We start from the raw sequence: 21,920 nt of genomic DNA, 5'->3' as shown, positions 1-21,920 counted from the left end.
ACCTATAGTTATTGAGCGGGTTTGCTGACGCAACGAAAATATCACGCCGGGTCAGATCAAATTGTTATTTTATGACGCAGCTCTGAAAAGAGCCGCGCCAGAAGGGGGGAATGTAAATGGCAGGACTAGCTGCGTGCCAGGTTCACGGTAAGCACCACGGCACCGATGGCGATGATCGCCAGAAAGGCGCCGACGGCAATCATCGACCCGAAACCAAACTGGTTAAACAGCAGCAAACCCGCGATGCCTCCTGTCAGGAAGGAAAAGAGGGTGACCAGGTGGGTGATAAACTGTTTACGCTGGGCGGTGACCTGCTTCGACGGATCGTGGCGGAAGAGGACGGCCAGTAAAGAACCAAGCGCAATGCCTGCATCCGTCAGCGTGCCGGTAATATGGGTGGAACGCACGCGGCCATTAGAAAGTTGCGTGGAGGTGGCGTTATGGATCCCCATTAAAAATCCGAGAAAAACGAGGGCCTCACGGTTATTGGCCGAGGAGTAGTAGAGCAGCTCAAAGGCCGCCATGGCCATCAGCAGCATACCTTCCATCAGCAGGATCAGGCTGAAGATGGTGCGGATATTATTGCGAATACCGACAATCACCAGCAGGCGCGCGCTGATACAGCCGATAACAAACGCGACGATCATTGCCAGCAGAAATGTCATATCACGGATATCCACGCTGGAGACTTCCGAGGAGAGCTGCGACGTGTTTCCTGACATATGTGACGGAAAGATGCCGAATGCCCCCAGCGCCATCGCATTAAGAAGTCCTGCGCTGGTGGCCAGCACCAGCGCCAGGTAGCGATCTTCCGTGTGCCGGCGTTCGCGTTTTCTTTTTATCATCATGTCTAACATTATTATCAGCTCCCCTGAGTAAAAACGGTGCGGCAGTGAGACCGCAGCGCAGGTAAGGAGGCAATGTAGCGCATCGGCGCGTCGCCTGTTGCTTTCGCCAGAGATTTTTCCACTATTCCAGACAGCTCCTATCGTGACGGTGAGTTTTCGTCTTTTTTATTCAATTCCTGTCAGTAAATCCTGCTACCCCGGGCGGCGTTGTGTGACTGACGGGGGGATTGCAGAACAGACTGCAGGTGTGATCCTGAGCACAAATGCCAGCAAGACTGCGATAATTCATCGCTGTTTACGCCGCCGCGGCGCATGTTTTTTAATCATCTGCCGATAGTAAGAAGGAATGGAATGCATACTGTCAGGGGGAGACCGGATGATTATCAGTATTGCAGTGCAAGAGCTGCAAACCGGGATGTTTTTACACAAGCTGGACGTGTTCTGGCTTAAGCACCCGTTAGTCCATAATGAGATGCTGCTGACTGAGGCGCGCCAGATCCAGGCCATTCAGGAGAGTGGCGTGCGTGAGGTGTGGATTGATCTGTCCCGCGGGCGGGCTGCCGAGCGGTGCATCACCGCAGAAGAGCCGGTGCCAGCGGCAGAAACTGAACCGGTTGCAGTGTATATGCCGCCGCCTGTAGCGGCGGACAGCGCGGTGACCATGCAAAGCGAAATGGCGCAGGCACAAAAAATTTGTGTCGCGGCAAAAGGCCCGGTGATGGCCATGTTTGGCGATGCACGTCTGGGTAAGACGATTGATGCACAAAGTACGATCCCGCTGGTCAATGATATTGCCGGTTCGCTTAACCGTCATCCGGCAGCGTTACTCACCGTCGCCCGTCTCAAGTCCCATGATGATTACACCTATCTTCACTCAGTGGCGGTATGTGCGCTGATGCTGTCGCTGGCCGATCAGCTGGAGCTGGACGAAGCACAGAAGAAAAGGGCAGGGATGGCAGGGCTGCTGCATGACGTCGGTAAAGCGGCCATTCCGCTGGCCATCCTGAATAAGCCCGGCAAACTGACGGAAGAAGAGTTCGATCTTATGAAGCATCACCCGGTGGCCGGTGCTGAGATCCTGCGGCTGAGTGGCGCCGGTGATGATCTGCAGGATGTGGCGATGCATCATCATGAAAAGGTCAACGGCAGCGGTTATCCCCATGGGCTTCGTGCTAATGCGATTTCCCTGTTGTCACGCATGGCTGCTATCTGTGATGTCTACGACGCCGTGACCTCCGACCGGCCCTATAAAGCGGGCTGGAATCCGGCCAGCGCCATGCACCAGATGGCCAGCTGGCCCGGGCATTTCGACCGTAAACTGCTTTACGCCTTTGTAAAGGCCGTTGGGATCTATCCGGTTGGATCGCTGGTACGTCTCTCTTCCGGGCGGCTCGGCGTGGTAACGGAACCCGGCAAGCACTCCTTACTGCAACCCAAAATCTGCGTATTCTTCTCCCTGAACAGCGGAAAGCGGCTGACGCCGCATATTATCGATCTCGCCAGTCTCTACTGTGAAGATAATATTGTCGGCCCGGAAGAGGCCAACGGCTGGCCGGACATTGATGTGAATTCTTTGTGGCAGCAGCCAGTTAGCGCATGATTTCTGGCAGGTTCTGGAAACCCCGCTATACTTTACGCTGATGTTGTCTGCACTGAGGGCCGATGCCGCGATACTGCTGCCCTCGACTACGTCTGACGACAGGCCTGACACCACCGCCGCTCGTCAGACGACCGCTGTCCCCCTCATTGTCAGCAGCATCTCCCGATCGTTTACTCAGGAGGAATGTGTGACTACCCAAACAGATTTCGTTCCCCCCCTGCTGGCGGCAACCCGTTATGCCTTTTTCTTCGACGTGGACGGCACCCTGGCAGCGATAAAGCCACGCCCTGACGAGGTTTCTATTCCGGCGCAGGTGCTGGATAACCTCAACCGGCTGGCACAGCGCTGCGAGGGGGCCGTGGCACTGATCTCCGGTCGTCCGATAGAACAACTGGATGCGCTGGCGTCTCCGCTGGTATTGCCCATGGCCGGTGTACACGGCGCGGAGCGACGCAACAGCGAAGGGCACATATCGCGTCTTCGCCTGCAGCCCGCCACCGTGACCGCGCTCAGCCAGGCGCTGAACACCGCCATGGCGGTACTGCCGGGTACTCAACTCGAAAGTAAAGGCATGGCCTTTGCCCTGCATTACCGACAGGCCCCCCAGCACCAGCAGGCCGTAGAGCAACTGGCCGACTCGCTGGTGGCGCGTTTCCCTGAACTGGTACAGCAGCCGGGTAAGTGCGTGGTCGAACTGAAGCCGCGAGGCGTTAATAAAGGCGCGGCTATTGAAGAATTTATGCAGCACCCTCCTTTTGCCGGACGAGTTCCGGTCTTTCTGGGAGATGATTTGACCGACGAGGCAGGGTTTAACGTGGTCAATGCCATGGAGGGCATCTCAATTAAAGTCGGTGCCGGAACCAGCGCAGCGCAGGGCCATCTCAGCGATGTTGCCGCGGTGTATCACTGGCTGGAACAGGCACGAATAAAACTAGATGAAGACGTTACAACGTCAGTAAGGAGTTAAGGTTATGAGTCGCTTAGTTGTCGTATCTAACCGTATTGCTATCCCGGATGGCAGTAAGGCCAGTGCAGGAGGGCTCACCGTCGGGATCGTCGACGCGTTGAAGACCACGGGAGGCGTGTGGTACGGCTGGAATGGAGATATCACTGAAATTGGTGAGGATGAAGAAGAGCTCAGTATGCTGGAGCAGGACGGCATCACTTATGCCTCTTTCGGTCTGAACCAGAATGATTATGATCTCTATTATCTGCAGTTCTCCAATGCCGTGCTGTGGCCTGCCTTCCATTACCGTCTGGATCTGGTGAATTTCCAGCGCGAGGCATGGGACGGCTATCAGCGGGTGAATACCCAGCTGGCGCAGCGTCTGGTGCCGCTGCTGCAGGAAGATGACGTGCTGTGGATCCACGATTATCATTTGCTGCCCTTTGCCGCCGAGCTGCGCAAACTGGGGGTAAATAACCGTATTGGGTTCTTCCTGCATATTCCGTTCCCGACGCCGGAGATTTTCAACGCGCTGCCGCCTCATGCCGATCTGCTGCAGATGATGTGTGATTACGATCTGCTGGGATTCCAGACCGAAAGCGACCGTATCGCCTTCCTGGAGTGCGTGGCGCTGCAGACCACACTGAACAGCGACGGCAAACAGCACCGGGCATTCGGCAATCGCTTCACTACCGAGGTCTATCCGATTGGCATCGAGCCGGACAGCATCAAAGAGATGGCAGAAGGACCGCTGCCGCCGAAGATGGTGGCGATGAAAAAAGATTTGGGTGATGCAAAAAACATTATCGCCTGTGAGCGTCTGGATTACTCCAAAGGATTGCCTGAGCGCTTTCTTGCCTACGAGGCCTTGCTGGAGAACTACCCGGAACATCGCGGCAAGATTCGCTACTCACAGATTGCCCCGACGTCGCGCGGTGACGTGCAGGCCTACCAGGATATTCGTCATCAGCTGGAAACCGAAGCCGGGCGTATCAACGGTAAGTACGGTACGCTGGGCTGGACGCCCCTCTATTACCTCAATCAGCATTTCGATCGCCGCCTGCTGATGAAAATATTCCGGCTGACCGATATCGGCCTGGTCACCCCGCTGCGTGATGGTATGAATCTGGTGGCAAAAGAGTACGTGGCTGCACAGGACCCGGATGACCCGGGGGTGCTGGTGCTGTCGCGCTTCGCCGGGGCGGCCAACGAGCTGACATCGGCGCTGATTGTTAACCCTTACGATCGCGACGAGGTCGCCGCTGCACTGAATCAGGCGCTGACCATGTCACGCACGGAGCGTATCTCACGCTATAACGATATGATGAACGTGCTGCGTCAGAATGATATCGCCCACTGGCGGGAAAGCTATCTGCAGGACCTGCAGGCGCTGCCGATTCAGGGGAGGGCCATTGAAAAGGAGAATAATGTGGCCGCTTTCCCGAAACTTGCCTGATCAGGCGGACCAGTATAAATAAGAAAGGTAACTGAAAGGGGGCGTTGCCCCCTGTTTTTTTCGCTCTCCGCTTAACCATCCATCACCGCTGCTACGTAATTTATGCGGATAATTGTTGAAAAAACAGCCGCCCAGCCCACAAAAAATCGAATAAATCCACTTTTCCCTAAAGATTCCGCGCGGGTTGTCGATAATCATAAGGATATTCTTAGAGTTTCCGCTTAAACATTCATGTCTCTTATGTAACCCCTGTTTACATCTTCTGGCAGACCCTAAACATTAGGGGCTAACTGCTTACATTCCGTTATCACTTCCTTTAAAAAACCTGAGCTGTGTCACATTTCTGCCTTCATATGGCGTGCAAATATTCACCGTAAGTAACTATCTCATCCTGCCCTCAAAGCATCATTATTCAGGATAAAATCCTGTTAAGTTGCGCTTAAGTGACTATTATTCTCTATCAACTCGTAAGACATCCAGCCCGCTTCGCTTTAATGTTCCACAGATGCCTGTTTCACCTGGCTAATGGTTGCTCATGAGCTGAAATTTACAAAAAATGACCATAATGGTTAGTTAGTGAGCTAATCAACAGCGTTACTGATGGGTTTTTAGGAAGTATTTGCCTTAAAAGTGTGACCTGCGTCACACTTTATCTAAAATTTGGCGTGGCTCTCGTTGTATGTCGCGATCAGAGGGGATAGAGTTGCGTTGTTTTAGGAATAGTCCTAAAAGAATGTAACAAGAAGTCACGGAAGAAGTCAGGGATGAGATGGCTCAGGAATGGCCACTGGCAAAATGAATTCATGATTATTTCCTGGCTTGGTTCACCGAAAACAAGACAGCTTTTTTATACGTTTGGCGTTTGCCACTAATTTTTTGCCATCTTTAGATTTACCAACCAGCAACCATGGTAGCGGCTTAAGCCGCACACGTTAAAAGTAGTGTCAGTCAGGATGGAAAAAAAAATGGGTACATCAGAATTACTCAAACATATTTACGACATCAATTTGTCTTATTTATTACTCGCACAACGTTTAATTAACCAGGAAAAAGCCTCTGCAATGTTCCGCTTAGGTATTGATGAGCCAATGGCCGATGCCCTTGCCGGTCTGACGTTGCCTGAGATGGTTAAGCTGGCAGAAACCAATCAACTGGTGTGCCAGTTCCGTTTCAACGACCACAAGTCAATTAGTCGTTTAACTCAGGAATCACGCGTGGACGACCTGCAGCAGATCCATACGGGTATCCTGCTCTCCAGCCGTTTATTACGAGATGTATCGAAAGATACAGAAACCCCGAAAAAGAGGGCAGCGAGCTGATGAGCGAAAAAAGTATTGTTCAGGAAGCACGTGATATTCAGCTGGCAATGGAACTCATTACTCTGGGTGCCCGTCTGCAGATGCTGGAAAGCGAAACGCAGTTAAGCCGTGGTCGTTTAATTAAACTGTATAAAGAGTTGCGCGGTAGCCCGCCCCCTAAAGGAATGCTGCCGTTCTCTACCGACTGGTTTATGACGTGGGAGCAAAATATCCATGCTTCTATGTTCTGTAATGCCTGGCAGTTCCTGGTGAAAACCGGGTTATGCACCGGAGTTGAGGCCGTTATTAAAGCGTATCGCCTCTACCTGGAGCAGTGCCCACAACAGGACGAGGGCCCGCTGTTGGCGCTGACACGCGCCTGGACCCTGGTCCGGTTTGTCGAAAGTGGAATGCTGGAATTAATCGGCTGCAAGTGCTGTGGCGGAAGCTTTATTAATCATGCGCATCAGCCCATTGGTAGCTTTACCTGCAGTCTTTGCCAGCCACCATCCAGGGCGGTAAAAAGACGTAAACTTATCGCAGAAACTGCCGATAACAATTCACAACTGCTGGATGAACAGGTTAAACAAGCCGTTTAATAGTGTTCGCCACGTGGAGTGAATCCAGCAGCGGTCTTTGACCGCTGCTTTTTTTTTGCCCACGTCTGGTGTCCCTGCCTGAATAATCTGGTTCCACCCACCCACACGTTTACAGCGTAAGGATTTTTCGTGCTGATTATATTGGGTTATATCCTTGTCCTCGGGTCGGTGTTAGGCGGCTTCGCAATGGTCGGCGGCCACCTGGGCGCGTTATACCAACCCTCAGAAGTCCTGATCATTGTCGGATCGGGCATTGGTGCCTTTATTGTCGGTAATAACGGCAAAGCGATTAAAGCGACGGTCAAAGCATTACCTCTGTTGATGCGCGGTTCGAAATATAACAAGGCCGTGTACATGGATCTGATGGCGCTGCTATATCGCCTGATGGCCAAGTCCCGTCAGCAGGGGATGCTGTCGCTGGAGCGGGATATCGAAAATCCGCAGGAAAGTGAGATTTTCGCTAATTACCCGCGCATTCTTGCCGATAAAAGATTAGTGGACTTTATTACCGACTATTTACGCCTGATGGTCAGCGGCAATATGAATGCCTTTGAGATTGAAGCGTTGATGGATGAAGAGATCGAAACCTACGAGCACGAGTGTGATGTGCCAGCGACGGCACTGGCCACCATGGGGGATTCCCTGCCCGCGTTCGGTATTGTTGCTGCCGTGATGGGCGTTATCCATACCCTGGCGTCTGCAGACCGACCGGCAGCAGAGCTGGGTGCGTTGATTGCTAACGCCATGGTGGGAACCTTCCTCGGGATTTTGCTGGCGTACGGTTTTATCTCTCCACTGGCGGGGGTATTACGCCAGAAGTGTGCAGAGAACACCAAGATGATGCAGTGCATTAAGGTCACGCTGCTCTCCAGCCTCAACGGTTATGCCCCGCAGATTGCGGTGGAGTTTGGTCGCAAGACGTTGTACTCAACCGACCGACCGTCGTTTACCGAGCTGGAGGAGCATGTCCGTAATGCAAAATCCACTAAGCAGACTTCGGACCAAGACGCATGAAGCATAACAATCACCCCATTGTGCTGGTAAAGCGGAAAAAGTCGAATAAACATGCCGGCTCGCACGGTTCATGGAAAATCGCCTACGCCGACTTTATGACGGCAATGATGGCTTTTTTTATGGTGATGTGGCTGATTTCAATCTCAAGTCCTCAACAATTGATTCAGATTGCCGATTACTTTAAGACGCCGCTGAAAGTGGCGTTAACCGGCGGTCAGCGCAGCAGTGACAGTTCAAGCCCTATTCCTGGCGGTGGCCAGGACCCGACGGAAAAGAGCGGTGAGGTGCATAAAGTTGTCGATATGGATGCGCAGAAACGCAAGCTGGAGGAGATTCGTCTGAACCGCCTGCGTGAGAAGCTGGATCAGCTGATTGAAGCCGATCCCCGTCTGCGGGCCCTGCGTCCCCATTTGATTATTAACATGGTGGAAGAGGGGCTGCGTATTCAGATTATTGACAGCCAGAACCGTCCGATGTTTAAAACCGGTAGCGCAGAGGTTGAACCCTATATGCGCGACATATTGCGTGCCATTGCCCCGATTCTGAATGATATTCCGAACCGAATCAGCCTGGCGGGCCATACCGATGATTTTCAGTATGCCGGGGGCGACCGTGGCTACAGTAACTGGGAACTCTCTGCGGACCGCGCCAATGCGTCGCGGCGCGAGCTGGTTCTCGGAGGTCTGGACGGTGGCAAGATGCTGCGCGTGGTGGGCATGTCTGACACCATGAAACTGAAAAATCGTGGCGGAAACGACTCGGTAAATCGACGCATCAGTCTGCTGGTGTTGAACCACGACACTGAAGCTCAGATTGAGCGGGAAAATGCTGAAAGTGATGCGGTACAGATTAATGATGCAAGTAGCCTTAAACAGATAGCGGCGCCGGAAGTTCCTTCCACAGCCACAACAAACCAAGACCCTCAACAATCACAGGCTGAGTCTGTCAGTACCGCTGCACCGGTAACCTCGTTACCGGCCGCACCGGCACCGACGACCCAGACCGATCGCGACTCACAGCCGAGGTGATACCGTGAGCATGGATATCAGCGATTTTTACCAGACGTTCTTTGATGAAGCCGATGAATTGTTGGCGGACATGGAACAACACCTGTTGGGTTTAGACCCACAGGAACCAGATTCGGAGCAGCTTAACGCTATCTTCCGTGCGGCCCACTCGATTAAAGGCGGGGCGGGTACCTTTGGTTTTACTGTATTACAGGAAACCACGCATATTCTGGAAAACATTCTTGACGGTGCGCGCCGCGGCGAAATGCAGCTCAGTACCGATATCATCAACCTGTTTTTGGAAACCAAAGATATTATGCAGGAACAGCTGGATGCGTATAAAACCGCCTCGGAGCCCGATGCCGCTACGTTCGCCTACATTTGTCAGGCTCTGCGCCAGCTGGCACTGGAAGCGAAGGGCGAAGCCCCGGTCTCTGACATTTCTGCGGCGCCTGCGGGAGGAGCGACGTCTGTTTCTTCCAGCGGTCTGCGTATTAAGCTGACAGCGCTGAAGGCCAATGAAGCCGATCTGATGCTGGAAGAACTGGGCAATCTGGGTACGGTTTCTGATGCGGTGAAAGGCGCCAACTTCCTGGAAGCCACGCTGGACTCCTCCGTGGGTAAAGACGACATCGTTGCGGTACTGTGCTTTGTGATTGATGAGTCACAGATCCACTTCCCGCAGGCCGATGTGGTCGATATTGCCACCGCGATGACCGATGCGCCGGCTGTCGAGGCTGAGGCTGAGATGGAAGCCGTGGCTGAACCTGAGCTGGCTGCCGTCAGTGATGTGGTCCAGCTGAAGCGTGAACCCGCGAAGAAAGCGGCGAACCCTAAAGTCAGTGAATCTACCAGTATCCGCGTGGCGGTAGAGAAAGTTGACCAGCTGATTAACCTGGTTGGTGAGCTGGTGATCACCCAGTCGATGCTGGCGCAGCGTTCGGGAGAGCTTGACCCGGTTAACCACGGTGACCTGCTGAACAGCATGGGACAGCTGGAGCGTAATGCCCGCGATCTGCAGGAATCGGTTATGTCGATTCGTATGATGCCGATGGAATACGTTTTCAGCCGCTTCCCGCGTCTGGTACGTGACCTGGCCAGCAAGCTGGGTAAAGAAGTGGAACTGACCCTGATGGGCAGCTCGACCGAACTGGATAAGAGCCTGATCGAACGCATTATTGACCCGTTAACGCACCTCGTGCGTAACAGCCTTGATCACGGGATTGAAACCCCGGAAAAACGTCAGGCAGCAGGCAAACATGCGGTCGGGAATCTGACCCTGTCTGCGGAACATCAGGGCGGCAATATCTGCATCGAAGTTACTGATGACGGTGCCGGCCTGAACCGTGAACGTATTCTGGCGAAAGCCCTTTCTTCCGGACTGCCGGTCAGCGAATCGATGAGCGATGAAGAAGTCGGCATGTTGATCTTCGCGCCGGGCTTCTCGACCGCCGAGCAGGTCACGGACGTTTCCGGCCGTGGCGTCGGGATGGACGTGGTGAAACGTAATATCCAGGAGATGGGCGGACACGTTGAAATCGCCTCTAAACAGGGTAAAGGCACCACGATCCGCATCCTGCTCCCGCTGACGCTGGCCATCCTTGATGGCATGTCCGTCCGCGTGGCAAATGAAGTGTTTATCCTGCCACTGAATGCGGTGATGGAATCCCTGCAGCCGCTGGCGGATGACCTGAAAGCGCTGGCAGGTGGTGAACGCGTGCTGGAAGTTCGCGGAGAATATTTGCCGCTGGTTGAGCTGTGGAACGTCTTTGAGGTCCAGGGGGCCAAAACCGAAGCCACGCAGGGGATTGTCGTTATCCTGCAAAGTGCCGGGAAACGCTATGCGCTGCTGGTCGATCAGTTGATTGGTCAGCACCAGGTGGTGGTGAAAAACTTGGAAAGCAACTATCGCAAAGTGCCGGGCATCTCCGCCGCCACCATCCTTGGGGATGGCAGCGTAGCGCTGATTGTCGATGTCTCTGCACTGCAGTCTCTGAACCGTGAAAAGCGTGTGGCGGGAGCCGCAGCCTGACAATAACTGATTAAGGGTAGAATTATGACTGGAATGGCCACTGTCACTAAACTCGCCGGCGAAACCGTGGGTCAGGAGTTCCTGGTGTTTACGCTGGGTGACGAAGAGTACGGAATCGATATCCTGAAAGTTCAGGAAATCCGCGGGTATGATCAGGTGACGCGTATCGCGAACACCCCGGCGTTTATTAAGGGCGTGACTAACCTGCGCGGTGTGATCGTGCCGATTATTGACCTGCGCATCAAGTTCGCACAGCCGGGTGTGGTCTATAACGACAATACCGTGGTCATAGTGCTGAATCTGGAGCAGCGCGTGGTCGGTATCGTTGTGGATGGCGTGTCTGACGTGCTGTCCCTGACGCAGGATCAGATCCGGCCTTCCCCGGAGTTCGCCGTCACCATGTCGACCGAATATCTGACCGGTCTGGGGGCGCTCGGTGAGCGTATGCTGATCCTCGTCGACATCGAGAAGCTGTTAAGCAGCGAAGAGATGGCGCTGATGGATACGCTGCGTAGCGCATAATCGTCAACAGAGCGGATCGTCGATCCGCTCTGTTATTACCCTCATCCCGTTCTGCCACCGATGTTAACCGCGAAAAGTTTTACCTCGCTCATTGCCCCTCGCTTTATTTGCATTCTCTTGCCTGACGCCGTGAGTGTAGCGGTGCTGTATGACACTTCACGAAACGGCTAACCAAGATGCTCTGTCGTCAGCTTTATTGTCCTTCCTTACCCCTGTAAAGAGCAGGGTTACACCCCGGGTCAGTCCCAAAAAAGGAGGAAAATCGGCACCTCTGCCTCTTTTAGTTATTTAACTCTTCACAGCATAAAGATTGCCGTCTCCCGACCGATACCCCCAGTGTTATTCCATAAATTACACCAAAGGTTACCTATGTTTTCGCGTATTAAAGTCGTTACCAGTCTGATTCTGGTGCTGTTGATTTTCGGCATTTTACAGCTGGCCGCGGGCGGCCTGTTTATCAACGCGCTTACCCACGACAAAAACAGTTTTGCCGTTTCCAAAACAGCCAATGATAACGTCTCGCTGTTTACCGATGCGTGGGTCACGCTCAACCAGACCCGTATCACGCTGAACCGTGGCATGTTGCGCATCCAGAGTGAAGCCGCCAACAGCGGTAGCAGCGCCTCACTCGACACGCTGAGTGCACAGGCCAAACAGCAGCTGGTGACCGCGCAGAAGTCCTATGAGGCTTTTCAGGCTACCCCAGCGACCCCCGGCATCGATCCCCAACTGACCGAACGCCTTCAGCAGCGCTATGGCGATTACGTTCAGGCGCTGGAAGCGATGACCGGACAGATGGAGAACAAGCAGCTGGATGCGATGTTCAAGCAGAACATTGAAAAGAAACAGATTGCTATGCAGGAGGTGTACACAGAATGGCGCACGCTGCAGAATCAGTTAAGTGCAAAAGGAGCCGTGCAGAACCAGAAAGCCTATATCAATATGCTGTGGACTATTGCGGGTGTGATGGCCCTGGTGGTTGCGCTGATTATCCTTTGCTGGTTTGGACTGCGTAACATTCTGATCCGTCCTCTGCAGTCGACCATTACCCATATTCGTTCCATCGCAGAAGGCGACCTGACGCAAAATATTGCCGTGACAGGTCGTAATGAAATGACTCAGCTGGCCTCCAGCCTGCAGGATATGCAGCAGTCACTGGTAAAAACGGTCAGTGTTGTCCGTGACGGATCTGATGCGATCTATACCGGTGCCAGTGAAATTGCTGCGGGTAACAACGATCTCTCTGCGCGTACCGAAGAGCAGGCAGCTTCGCTGGAGCAGACGGCTGCCAGCATGGAACAGCTGACCGCGACGGTAAAACAGAATGCGGAGAATGCCCGTCAGGCCTCGCAGCTGGCGCTGAATGCGTCGGTAACCGCCCGTAAAGGGGGACAGGTGGTGGATGGCGTGGTGAAAACCATGAATGATATCGCCGGCAGTTCGAAGAAAATTGCCGATATCACCAGCGTGATTGACGGCATTGCCTTCCAGACCAATATCCTGGCACTGAATGCAGCGGTAGAAGCCGCCCGTGCCGGCGAACAGGGCCGTGGATTTGCGGTGGTGGCCGGGGAAGTACGTAACCTCGCCCAGCGCAGTGCTCAGGCAGCGAAAGAGATCAAGAGCCTGATTGAAGACTCCGTGGCGCGTGTTGACAGCGGGTCAGTACTGGTAGGAACTGCCGGCGAAACCATGACGGATATCGTTAATGCCGTCAGCCGCGTCACCGATATCATGGGGGAGATTGCCTCCGCCAGTGACGAGCAGAGCCGGGGTATTGACCAGGTGGGCACGGCGGTGACCGAAATGGATCGCGTGACCCAGCAGAACGCCTCTCTGGTCGAAGAGTCTGCTTCGGCAGCGGCCTCTCTGGAAGATCAGGCCAGCCGACTGACTCAGGCGGTCGCCGTCTTCCGCATTGCCCGTCAGGGAAGCGTCGCCCCGGCACCGCTGAAGCGTCCGGTACTGAAGCCGGCGGCACTCAGCAAGCCACAGGCTGCCTCCGCAACGGCCTCAGACAGCCACTGGGAAACGTTCTGACCGTGCGTTGAACGGCAGAGGGCGGCCTTAACGTCGGCCGCCCGTACGGAAGATTAACCTGATAATAGTGCTGTAATGAAATAATAACGGAATGTTTCATGGTGCTCATTCCGCTCAGCGCCAGATAACTGACTACCTTAACCGCAACGCGACCACATAAAGATCCGCAGCCGCCTGCCGATAACAGCAGCGTCAACTGTTTAATAAGGAACATTATGTTTACGCGTATGAAGGTCGTCACCAGTTTGATCCTGGTGCTGGTGTTTTTTGGTTCATTACAGCTCATCACAGGGGGCTTATTCTTCCAGGCCCTGAAAGGCGATAAAGACAACTTCGCCGTCTCCCAGCAGCTTCGTCTGCAACAGTCCGCACTCAACCAGTCCTGGATCGCGCTGATTCAGGCGCGTAACACGCTCAATCGCTCGGGTATCCGCTACACCCTGGATGCTAACCGTGAAGGGATCAGCGAAGCAGTGAAGCAGCTGCTGGCCGACGCGCAGGGGCAGTTAACCCTGGCAGAAAAAAATTATGCGCTGTGGAATTCCCGCCTGACAGAACAGGGAAAGACGGCCGACAACGTACTGGCTATCCAGAAAAATTATGACATCCTCCACTCGGCGCTGAGTGAGCTTATCCAGCTCATGAATGCCGGGAAAATTAATGAATTCTTTGATCAACCTACCCAGGGCTATCAGGATGGCTTTGCCCATGCCTACGACGCCTGGCTGACGAATAATGATGCTCAGGCCGCTGCGGGTGCGGAAGAAAACCTGCGGTCTTACGGGCAGGCGATCTGGATCCTCGGTATTGCACTGGTGGTCTCGCTGATGGTCATTTCCGGAGTCTGGACAGGAATTCGCCATATCCTGCTGCGTCCGCTGCAAACCAGCATTGAACATATTCGCCGTATCGCCAGCGGCGATCTGACACAGCCGATTACCGTGGAAGGGCGTAATGAAATGGCGCAGCTGGCAGCCAGCCTGCAGCATATGCAGGATGAACTGATCCGCACGGTGAGCGTGGTGCGCGACGGTTCTGACGCCATTTATACCGGAGCCAGCGAAATCTCCGCCGGGAATAACGATCTTTCCTCGCGCACTGAGCAGCAGGCCTCGGCGCTGCAGGAAACGGCTGCCAGCATGGAGCAGCTGACCGCGACGGTGAAACAGAACGCTGAAAACGCCCGCCAGGCGTCCCAGCTGGCGCTCAGCGCCTCGGAAACCGCGCAGAAGGGCGGCAAAGTGGTGGATGGCGTGGTGAAAACCATGAATGACATCGCCGGCAGTTCGAAGAAGATTGCCGATATTATCAGCGTGATCGACGGCATTGCCTTCCAGACCAATATCCTGGCACTGAACGCGGCGGTGGAAGCCGCCCGTGCCGGCGAGCAGGGCCGTGGTTTTGCGGTGGTAGCCGGGGAAGTGCGCAATCTCGCTCAGCGCAGCGCGCAGGCGGCAAAAGAGATTAAGGGGCTGATTGAGGATTCCGTGTCGCGCGTGGATACCGGTTCTGTGCTGGTGGAAAGCGCCGGGGAAACCATGAATGATATTGTCAGCGCGGTCACCCGCGTCACCGATATCATGGGTGAGATCGCCTCTGCCAGCGACGAGCAGAGCAGGGGGATTGACCAGGTGGGCACCGCCGTTAATGAAATGGATCGCGTGACCCAGCAGAATGCCTCGCTGGTGGAGGAGTCGGCTTCAGCCGCCGCCTCGCTGGAGGATCAGGCCAGTCGTCTGACTCAGGCTGTTGCGGTGTTCCGCCTCAGCCAACAGAAAACGGCACCGGCTGCAGTGCTGAAACGGCCCGCTCTGAGCGCCGCCGCGGCGCCGAAGCTGGCGGCACCTGCCGCCACCGGGGATCACTGGGAAACCTTCTAGCCATGCTGACGGGGCGGTTCTCAGCCCCGATATGCTTAAAAAAAAGACGAACTGACTCCCCAGCCCGCTATTCTGCGGGCTTTATGCATAACCCGGTAAAGATCCCGCTATGACTGCCGATAAATCACAGTAGCTATCCAACTGGGGAAAGGTATGTTCAAGCGTATGAAAGTGGTGACCAGCCTGATGCTGGTCCTGGTAATATTTGGTTCTTTGCAGTTAATTTCCGGGGGATTGTTTTTCCAGTCTCTGAAAGGCGATAAGGAAAACTTTAGTCTGACCCAACAGATTCGTCGCGAGCAGGCCAATCTGACCTCTGCATGGATAGCACTGGTACAAACACGCAACACGCTGAACCGTGCGGCAACGCGTTATCTGCTGGATGAAAAAGGCCAGGGAACGGGATCGACGGTGGCCGAACTGTTGGCGCTGGCGAAATCGCAGCTGGCGACGGCAGAGCAGGAATTCGCTGAGTTCAACAAAGAACTGCCGCCTGACGTGCTCAGCCTGCCGCACGTGCAGAGTGTGAATGAAAACTACAAGATTTTGCACGGTGCGTTAATCGAGCTGATTCAGATGCTGACCAGCGGTGATTTTAAAGGCTTCGTGGATCAGCCAACGACCGGTTTCCAGAACGGATTTGAGCAGGCCTATACCGTCTGGCTGAAAAATACCGATGGCATGCTGGCAGCCGGTTCGGCGCAGAATGAGAGCGCCTATCAGCGCGCCATCTGGGTCCTGCTGACCATTCTGCTGGTGTCAGTGATCATCATTGCCACCGTCTGGTCGGGGATCCACCAGATCCTGTTACGTCCGCTGAAAGCCAGCATTGACCATATTCGTCATATTGCCAGTGGCGACCTGACACAGCAGATCGACACGGAAGGGCGCAATGAAATGGCCCAGCTGGCAGCCAGCCTGCAGCATATGCAGCAGGAACTGGTGAAGACGGTGAGCGTGGTACGCGATGGCTCTGACGCTATCTATACCGGTGCCAGCGAAATTGCAGCCGGCAATAACGATCTCTCTTCACGCACGGAAGAGCAGGCCTCCGCGCTGCAGGAAACCGCAGCCAGCATGGAGCAGCTGACCTCAACGGTGAAACAGAACGCTGAAAACGCCCGCCAGGCGTCCCAGCTGGCGCTCAGCGCCTCGGAAACCGCGCAGAAGGGCGGCAAAGTGGTGGATGGCGTGGTGAAAACCATGAATGACATCGCCGGAAGTTCGAAGAAAATCGCCGATATTATCAGCGTGATCGACGGCATTGCCTTCCAGACCAATATCCTGGCACTGAACGCGGCGGTGGAAGCGGCACGTGCCGGCGAGCAGGGCCGTGGTTTTGCGGTGGTGGCCGGAGAAGTGCGCAACCTTGCCCAGCGCAGCGCGCAGGCAGCAAAAGAGATTAAGGGCCTGATTGAGGATTCCGTGTCGCGCGTGGATACCGGCTCGGTGCTGGTGGAAAGCGCCGGGGAAACCATGAAAGACATCGTCAGCGCGGTCACCCGCGTCACCGATATCATGGGTGAGATCGCCTCTGCCAGCGACGAACAGAGCCGGGGTATTGACCAGGTGGGCACCGCCGTTAACGAGATGGATCGCGTGACTCAGCAGAATGCCTCACTGGTGGAGGAGTCTGCTTCTGCTGCCGCTTCGCTGGAAGATCAGGCCAGCCGTCTGACTCAGGCTGTCGCTGTTTTCCGAATTCGTAAAGAAAATATCATCGCGGCCGTTAATAACAACAGGGCGCAGGTTTCTCCGTTGCTGTCACCTCCGTCTGCTGCGCGTAAAGCGCTGCCGGCCAGCAAATCAGATGATAACTGGGAAACGTTTTAATTTCTGAACCCGCTATAACGCTACAAGAGGCCAGCCCGGTAAACGGGCGGCCCGATGAAAAAGAATCTTTTTTGTTGCCTGTGTCAGGTGACATTTCCGGGGAGTGCGCAATGTTAGGTCGTTTACGTATATCTGGCACCATCATCGCCCTGCTTGGCGTGTTTTGCCTGATGCAGATCGCCGCCAGCGGACTGTCATTTAACTCTTTCCGCCTGGATGCAGACAATATTCATCAGGTTGAAATCAGCGGTGACCAGCGCGACGCGCTGGGTGAAAGCTGGGCTGCGCTTCTCAGCACCCGTGTGACACTGAGTCGTGCCGGCACCCGTGCGGCACTGAATGTCCCGCGTGAGCAGGTGGTCAGCCTGATGACCAAAGCGCAGAGCGACCTCGATCGGGCCGATAAGGCGTTTAAAGCATTTAAAGCGATCCCCGTCGTCACCCCCGAGGGGATGGCACTGGAAAAAGATATTGTGGCGGCCTATGACGTCTACTACAGCGAGTTGTCACAGCTGATCGCCTGGCTGCAGAACAATCAGCTGCAGGCGTTTCTTGACTCTCCGACGCAGGGCAAGCAGGACAAGTTCCAGGTGCAGTACCAGCGCTGGATGAAACACATCGATGAACTGCGTGATCACGCCGGGACCGCCAGCAAAGGTTTCTACTTCCAGTCGAAGGTAATTTTTGCGGTCTCAGTGACCCTGTCACTTCTGGTGACCCTGGCCGCGCTGTGGTGGGTGAAGCAGGCGCTGATTGCGCCACTGGCGCGGATGCGCAGCCATTTTGAGCGCATTGCCTCCGGTAACCTGAATGGCGAAGTGGAAGCGGGAAGCCGCAACGAGCTGGGCCAGCTGTTCACCAGCCTGCAGCATATGCAGCATGCACTGTCTTCGACCGTGCGTGATGTGCGTGACGGCAGCCGCGCCATGCAGACCGGGATTGGCGAGATCGCCGCCGGTAACAACGATCTTTCCGCCCGCACCGAGCAGCAGGCGGCGTCGCTGGCGCAGACGGCCGCCAGTATGGAGCAGCTGACGGCCACGGTGTCTGCCAACGCCGATAACGCCCGTCAGGCTTCTGATCTGGCGCGGGAGGCATCGGGTACGGCGCACAAAGGCGGCGCACTGACCGGTAATGTGGTCACCACCATGAACGCGATTGCCAGCAGTTCAAAACGGATTGCCGACATTACCAGCGTCATTGACGGTATTGCCTTCCAGACCAATATTCTGGCGCTGAATGCGGCGGTAGAGGCGGCCCGCGCCGGTGAGCAGGGACGCGGGTTTGCCGTGGTCGCGGGTGAAGTGCGTAACCTTGCCCAGCGCAGCGCACAGGCGGCGAAAGAGATTAAATCTCTGATTGAAGAGTCGGTCAGCCGGGTCGATCAGGGGGCGAAGCAGGTCGCTTCTGCCGGGGAAACGATGGATGAGATCCTCCAGTCGGTCAACCGGGTGAACGACATCATGGGCGAAATTGCCGCCGCCAGCGACGAGCAGCGACGCGGTATTGAACAGGTTGCACTGGCGGTAGGCCAGATGGATCAGGTGACCCAGCAGAACGCCGCCCTGGTGGAAGAGGGCGCGGCCGCCACGGGGGCACTGGAAGCACAGGCAGAATATCTGACAGCGGCGGTCAGCCGCTTCGCACTGGATGAGCGTGCAGACTAAATAGCGATCCCGTCGGTCTGAAGACCGGCGGGAACGAGACACCCTAATAATACCCTTATCCGCGCTTTGCAGGATGGCTACATGAAGAAATCGACGTTGTTAGCTCCACCGGAAAACGCAACGCTGCTGTCGCAGATGGTACAGCGCCTGCCGTTATCCGATACGCATTTTAAGCGTATCAGTCAGTTGATTTATCAGCGAGCTGGCATCGTTCTCGCCGATCACAAGCGAGAAATGGTCTACAACCGCCTGGTCCGCCGGCTGCGGATGTTAAATATCGACGATTTTGGTCGCTATATGGCGCTGCTGGAAAACGACCCTAACAGCGCAGAGTGGCAGGCGTTTGTGAATGCCCTGACCACCAACCTGACGGCCTTTTTTCGCGAAGCCCACCACTTTCCGATCCTGGCGGAGCATGCGAAACGTCGCCCGGGGAACTACAGCGTGTGGTGCGCAGCGGCCTCTACCGGCGAAGAGCCTTACTCCATTGCGATGACCCTGGCGGAAACGCTGGGCACCGGCCCGGGTAAGTTTCAGATCCACGCCAGTGATATCGATACCCAGGTGCTGGAAAAAGCGCTGGCGGGCGTCTATCGCCAGGAGGAGCTGCGTACGCTCTCACCGCAGCAGCTGCAACGCTTTTTCCTGCGGGGAACCGGGCCGCATGAAGGCATGGTGCGTGCCCGTCCTGAGCTGGCCAATATGGTGACGTTTGCTCAACTGAATCTGCTGGCTAATGACTGGGCGCTGCCCGGACAGTTTGATGTGATTTTCTGCCGTAATGTCATGATCTATTTCGACAAAGAAACACAGGAAAAGATTTTACGACGTTTTGTTCCGTTACTGAAACCCGGCGGTTTGCTGTTTGCCGGTCACTCGGAAAACTTCAGCCAGATTAGTAAAGAATTTTATCTGCGTGGCCAGACGGTCTATGGACTGACTAAGGAAAGATAATGAGTAAAATCAGAGTGTTGTGCGTCGATGATTCGGCGTTGATGCGCCAGTTGATGACCGAAATTATCAACAGCCATTCCGATATGGAGATGGTCGCGTCTGCACCGGACCCGTTGGTGGCACGGGATTTGATTAAGCAGTTTAACCCGGATGTCCTGACCCTGGATGTAGAGATGCCGCGCATGGACGGTCTCGATTTTCTGGAAAAGCTGATGCGTCTGCGCCCGATGCCTGTGGTGATGGTTTCATCACTGACGGGCAAAGGGTCTGAAATTACCCTGCGTGCCCTGGAGCTGGGAGCCGTCGACTTTGTCACGAAACCGTCGCTGGGAATTCGGGAAGGGATGCTGGCCTACAGTCAGATGATTGCCGATAAAGTGCGTGCGGCGTCACGCGCCCGTCTGCACACCCGTGGGCCACAGCCTGCGCCGGTGATGCTGAAAGCCGGGCCGCTGCTGAGTAGTGAAAAACTGATTGCCATTGGCGCCTCTACCGGCGGCACCGAAGCGATTCGTCATGTGCTGCAGCCGTTACCGGCCACCAGCCCGGCGCTGTTAATCACCCAGCATATGCCCCCGGGCTTCACTAAATCGTTTGCCGAACGTCTGAACAAGCTGTGCCAGATTACGGTGAAAGAAGCGGAAGACGGTGAACGTATTCTGCCGGGCCATGCGTATATCGCACCGGGTGCGATGCATATGGAACTGACGCGCAGTGGCGCGAACTATCAGGTCAAACTGAATGACGGACCGCCGGTGAATCGTCATAAACCGTCGGTCGATGTGTTGTTTAACTCAGTGGCGCAGTTTGCCGGTCGTAACGCCGTTGGCGTGATCCTGACCGGCATGGGGAACGATGGTGCTGCCGGGCTACTGGCGATGAATAAAGCCGGTGCCTGGACCATTGCCCAGAACGAAGCGAGCTGTGTGGTATTTGGCATGCCCCGGGAGGCAATCGCCCTCGGGGGAGCCAGTGAGGTGGTGGATCTCCACCAAATCAGCCAGCACATGCTGGCAAAAATTAGCGCCGGACAGGCGTTGCGTATCTAACGCGGTCCTCGCGGGCTACATATTACGGGAGTAGGTATGGTTGATAAAAATATGCGGTTTCTGGTGGTCGATGACTTCAACACGATGCGTCGTATCGTCCGTAACCTGTTAAAAGAGCTGGGCTTCAACAATGTTGAAGAAGCAGAAGACGGTGTGGATGCGCTGAACAAACTGCGTGCAGGGGGTTTCGACTTCGTGGTGTCTGACTGGAACATGCCGAATATGGATGGCCTGCAGCTGCTGCAAACCATCCGTGCGGATGCCGCGCTGAGTAAGCTGCCGGTGTTGATGGTTACGGCAGAAGCCAAGAAAGAGAATATCATTGCGGCTGCACAGGCGGGTGCCAGCGGCTACGTTGTTAAACCATTCACAGCGGCTACCCTGGAAGAGAAGTTAGGTAAGATCTTCGAAAAACTGGGTATGTAAGGAGCTGAGATGAACACTATTCCGAAACCAAATGTTGATGCAGCTTCGGCGCAGGACATAATCTCTAAAATTGGTTCACTGACGCGTATGCTGCGCGACAGTCTGCGTGAGTTAGGTCTTGATCAGGCTATCGCAGAAGCCGCAGAGGCGATCCCGGATGCCCGCGATCGTCTTGATTATGTGATTCAAATGACCGGCCAGGCGGCCGAGCGTGCACTAAACTGCGTCGAGGCCGCGCAGCCCCGTCAGACAGTGATGGAGAATGGAGCGAAAGCACTGAAAGTTCGCTGGGATGAGTGGTTCGAGAACCCTATCGAACTGTCAGATGCCCGCTCTCTGGTTTCGGATACTCGTGGTTATCTGGACGAAGTACCGGGGCATACAGGCTTCACTAATGCCCAGCTGATGGAAATCATGATGGCTCAGGATTTCCAGGATCTGACCGGGCAGGTGATCAAACGTATGATGGATGTTATCCAGGAAATTGAGCGTCAGCTGTTGACGGTCCTCATGGAAAACATCCCTGACCAGAGCGCCCGCGTGAAGAAAGATACCGACAGCCTGCTGAACGGCCCGCAGATTAATGCTGCGGCTCCGAACGTGGTGGCAAGCCAGGATCAGGTTGACGATCTGCTGGACAGCCTCGGCTTCTGATAACAGAGGCGGAGCCATTCCGCCTCTGCTGATGTCAGTGCCCGCGCCATTGCGCGGGCACTGTCTTTCGCCCATTCCTTAAATAACCCCCTTTT

At 55.0% G+C, this 21,920-nt stretch carries 18 protein-coding genes; 17 read left to right on the top strand and 1 reads right to left on the bottom strand.

Annotated elements, in window-relative coordinates; translation table 11 throughout:
- Window positions 1–125: 125 nt before the first annotated feature.
- The gene (locus EPE01S_RS14485) at window positions 126–857 is read right to left on the bottom strand and encodes a YoaK family protein (protein ID WP_062746362.1); all 732 of its coding nucleotides are present in this window, start codon (window positions 855–857) and stop codon (window positions 126–128) included.
- A 367-nt stretch (window positions 858–1,224) separates the two neighbouring features.
- Here EPE01S_RS14485 and EPE01S_RS14480 point away from each other — a divergent pair, with 367 nt between their 5' ends.
- From EPE01S_RS14480 to cheZ, 17 genes are all read left to right on the top strand, one after another.
- Window positions 1,225–2,448 carry a cyclic di-GMP phosphodiesterase gene (locus EPE01S_RS14480; RefSeq protein ID WP_062746360.1) on the top strand — a complete coding sequence of 408 codons (1,224 nt, stop codon included), beginning with the start codon at window positions 1,225–1,227 and terminating at the stop codon, window positions 2,446–2,448.
- Between the two features lie 187 nt (window positions 2,449–2,635).
- Window positions 2,636–3,415, top strand: a complete 780-nt coding sequence (otsB, locus tag EPE01S_RS14475; RefSeq protein ID WP_062746358.1) for a trehalose-phosphatase — start codon at window positions 2,636–2,638, stop codon at window positions 3,413–3,415.
- A gap of 4 nt (window positions 3,416–3,419) precedes the next feature.
- A complete protein-coding gene (gene otsA, locus EPE01S_RS14470; RefSeq protein ID WP_062746355.1) occupies window positions 3,420–4,850 on the top strand; it encodes an alpha,alpha-trehalose-phosphate synthase in 1,431 nt (476 codons plus the stop codon).
- A gap of 965 nt (window positions 4,851–5,815) precedes the next feature.
- Window positions 5,816–6,169 carry a flagellar transcriptional regulator FlhD gene (gene flhD, locus EPE01S_RS14460; protein WP_062746350.1) on the top strand — a complete coding sequence of 118 codons (354 nt, stop codon included), beginning with the start codon at window positions 5,816–5,818 and terminating at the stop codon, window positions 6,167–6,169.
- Window positions 6,169–6,747, top strand: coding sequence for a flagellar transcriptional regulator FlhC (flhC, locus tag EPE01S_RS14455; RefSeq protein WP_062746347.1), 579 nt, complete (start codon window positions 6,169–6,171; stop codon window positions 6,745–6,747). The genes flhD and flhC overlap by 1 nt, the downstream gene beginning before the upstream one ends.
- Window positions 6,748–6,876: 129 nt before the next feature.
- Window positions 6,877–7,761, top strand: coding sequence for a flagellar motor stator protein MotA (motA, locus tag EPE01S_RS14450; RefSeq protein WP_062746345.1), 885 nt, complete (start codon window positions 6,877–6,879; stop codon window positions 7,759–7,761).
- Window positions 7,758–8,789: a flagellar motor protein MotB gene (gene motB, locus EPE01S_RS14445; protein ID WP_062746343.1), complete on the top strand. Its 1,032-nt coding sequence runs from the start codon at window positions 7,758–7,760 to the stop codon at window positions 8,787–8,789. The genes motA and motB overlap by 4 nt, the downstream gene beginning before the upstream one ends.
- Window positions 8,790–8,799: 10 nt before the next feature.
- Window positions 8,800–10,800 carry a chemotaxis protein CheA gene (gene cheA / locus EPE01S_RS14440; RefSeq protein WP_062746341.1) on the top strand — a complete coding sequence of 667 codons (2,001 nt, stop codon included), beginning with the start codon at window positions 8,800–8,802 and terminating at the stop codon, window positions 10,798–10,800.
- A 24-nt stretch (window positions 10,801–10,824) separates the two neighbouring features.
- A complete protein-coding gene (gene cheW, locus EPE01S_RS14435; RefSeq protein ID WP_062746338.1) occupies window positions 10,825–11,322 on the top strand; it encodes a chemotaxis protein CheW in 498 nt (165 codons plus the stop codon).
- A 369-nt stretch (window positions 11,323–11,691) separates the two neighbouring features.
- Window positions 11,692–13,362 carry a methyl-accepting chemotaxis protein gene (locus EPE01S_RS14430; protein WP_062746336.1) on the top strand — a complete coding sequence of 557 codons (1,671 nt, stop codon included), beginning with the start codon at window positions 11,692–11,694 and terminating at the stop codon, window positions 13,360–13,362.
- A gap of 215 nt (window positions 13,363–13,577) precedes the next feature.
- Window positions 13,578–15,242, top strand: a complete 1,665-nt coding sequence (locus EPE01S_RS14425; protein ID WP_062746334.1) for a methyl-accepting chemotaxis protein — start codon at window positions 13,578–13,580, stop codon at window positions 15,240–15,242.
- 153 nt (window positions 15,243–15,395) lie between these two features.
- A complete protein-coding gene (locus EPE01S_RS14420) occupies window positions 15,396–17,075 on the top strand; it encodes a methyl-accepting chemotaxis protein (protein WP_062746333.1) in 1,680 nt (559 codons plus the stop codon).
- Between the two features lie 110 nt (window positions 17,076–17,185).
- Window positions 17,186–18,742 (top strand): methyl-accepting chemotaxis protein, encoded by a 1,557-nt coding sequence (locus EPE01S_RS14415; protein ID WP_062746332.1) that lies wholly within the window; start codon window positions 17,186–17,188, stop codon window positions 18,740–18,742.
- 81 nt (window positions 18,743–18,823) lie between these two features.
- The gene (cheR, locus tag EPE01S_RS14410; protein ID WP_062746331.1) at window positions 18,824–19,696 is read left to right on the top strand and encodes a protein-glutamate O-methyltransferase CheR; all 873 of its coding nucleotides are present in this window, start codon (window positions 18,824–18,826) and stop codon (window positions 19,694–19,696) included.
- Complete coding sequence (locus tag EPE01S_RS14405; RefSeq protein ID WP_062746328.1) at window positions 19,696–20,745, top strand: protein-glutamate methylesterase/protein-glutamine glutaminase; 1,050 nt, start codon at window positions 19,696–19,698, stop codon at window positions 20,743–20,745. Before cheR ends, EPE01S_RS14405 begins: the two co-directional genes overlap by 1 nt.
- 36 nt (window positions 20,746–20,781) lie before the next feature.
- Window positions 20,782–21,171 (top strand): chemotaxis response regulator CheY, encoded by a 390-nt coding sequence (cheY, locus tag EPE01S_RS14400; protein WP_062746326.1) that lies wholly within the window; start codon window positions 20,782–20,784, stop codon window positions 21,169–21,171.
- 9 nt (window positions 21,172–21,180) lie between these two features.
- Entirely contained in the window at window positions 21,181–21,825 is a 645-nt protein-coding gene (gene cheZ, locus EPE01S_RS14395) for a protein phosphatase CheZ (protein ID WP_062746324.1), read from the top strand.
- Window positions 21,826–21,920: the final 95 nt, after the last annotated feature.

The organism is Erwinia persicina NBRC 102418, assembly GCF_001571305.1.
GTDB classification, from domain to species: domain Bacteria; phylum Pseudomonadota; class Gammaproteobacteria; order Enterobacterales; family Enterobacteriaceae; genus Erwinia; species Erwinia persicina.
The sequence above is the reverse complement of the archived record's forward strand: the minus strand, read 5'-3'. Positions and strand labels throughout refer to the sequence as shown.

Excerpts from the sequence above, each read along its gene's own strand:
- EPE01S_RS14485 (WP_062746362.1), bottom strand. The coding sequence starts at position 857 with ATGTTAGACATGATGATAAAAAGAAAACGCGAACGCCGGCACACGGAA.
- EPE01S_RS14480 (WP_062746360.1), top strand. The coding sequence starts at position 1,225 with ATGATTATCAGTATTGCAGTGCAAGAGCTGCAAACCGGGATGTTTTTA.
- otsA (WP_062746355.1), top strand. The coding sequence starts at position 3,420 with ATGAGTCGCTTAGTTGTCGTATCTAACCGTATTGCTATCCCGGATGGC.
- flhD (WP_062746350.1), top strand. The coding sequence starts at position 5,816 with ATGGGTACATCAGAATTACTCAAACATATTTACGACATCAATTTGTCT.
- flhC (WP_062746347.1), top strand. The coding sequence starts at position 6,169 with ATGAGCGAAAAAAGTATTGTTCAGGAAGCACGTGATATTCAGCTGGCA.
- motB (WP_062746343.1), top strand. The coding sequence starts at position 7,758 with ATGAAGCATAACAATCACCCCATTGTGCTGGTAAAGCGGAAAAAGTCG.
- cheA (WP_062746341.1), top strand. The coding sequence starts at position 8,800 with ATGGATATCAGCGATTTTTACCAGACGTTCTTTGATGAAGCCGATGAA.
- cheW (WP_062746338.1), top strand. The coding sequence starts at position 10,825 with ATGACTGGAATGGCCACTGTCACTAAACTCGCCGGCGAAACCGTGGGT.
- EPE01S_RS14430 (WP_062746336.1), top strand. The coding sequence starts at position 11,692 with ATGTTTTCGCGTATTAAAGTCGTTACCAGTCTGATTCTGGTGCTGTTG.
- EPE01S_RS14425 (WP_062746334.1), top strand. The coding sequence starts at position 13,578 with ATGTTTACGCGTATGAAGGTCGTCACCAGTTTGATCCTGGTGCTGGTG.
- EPE01S_RS14420 (WP_062746333.1), top strand. The coding sequence starts at position 15,396 with ATGTTCAAGCGTATGAAAGTGGTGACCAGCCTGATGCTGGTCCTGGTA.
- EPE01S_RS14415 (WP_062746332.1), top strand. The coding sequence starts at position 17,186 with ATGTTAGGTCGTTTACGTATATCTGGCACCATCATCGCCCTGCTTGGC.
- cheR (WP_062746331.1), top strand. The coding sequence starts at position 18,824 with ATGAAGAAATCGACGTTGTTAGCTCCACCGGAAAACGCAACGCTGCTG.
- EPE01S_RS14405 (WP_062746328.1), top strand. The coding sequence starts at position 19,696 with ATGAGTAAAATCAGAGTGTTGTGCGTCGATGATTCGGCGTTGATGCGC.
- cheY (WP_062746326.1), top strand. The coding sequence starts at position 20,782 with ATGGTTGATAAAAATATGCGGTTTCTGGTGGTCGATGACTTCAACACG.
- cheZ (WP_062746324.1), top strand. The coding sequence starts at position 21,181 with ATGAACACTATTCCGAAACCAAATGTTGATGCAGCTTCGGCGCAGGAC.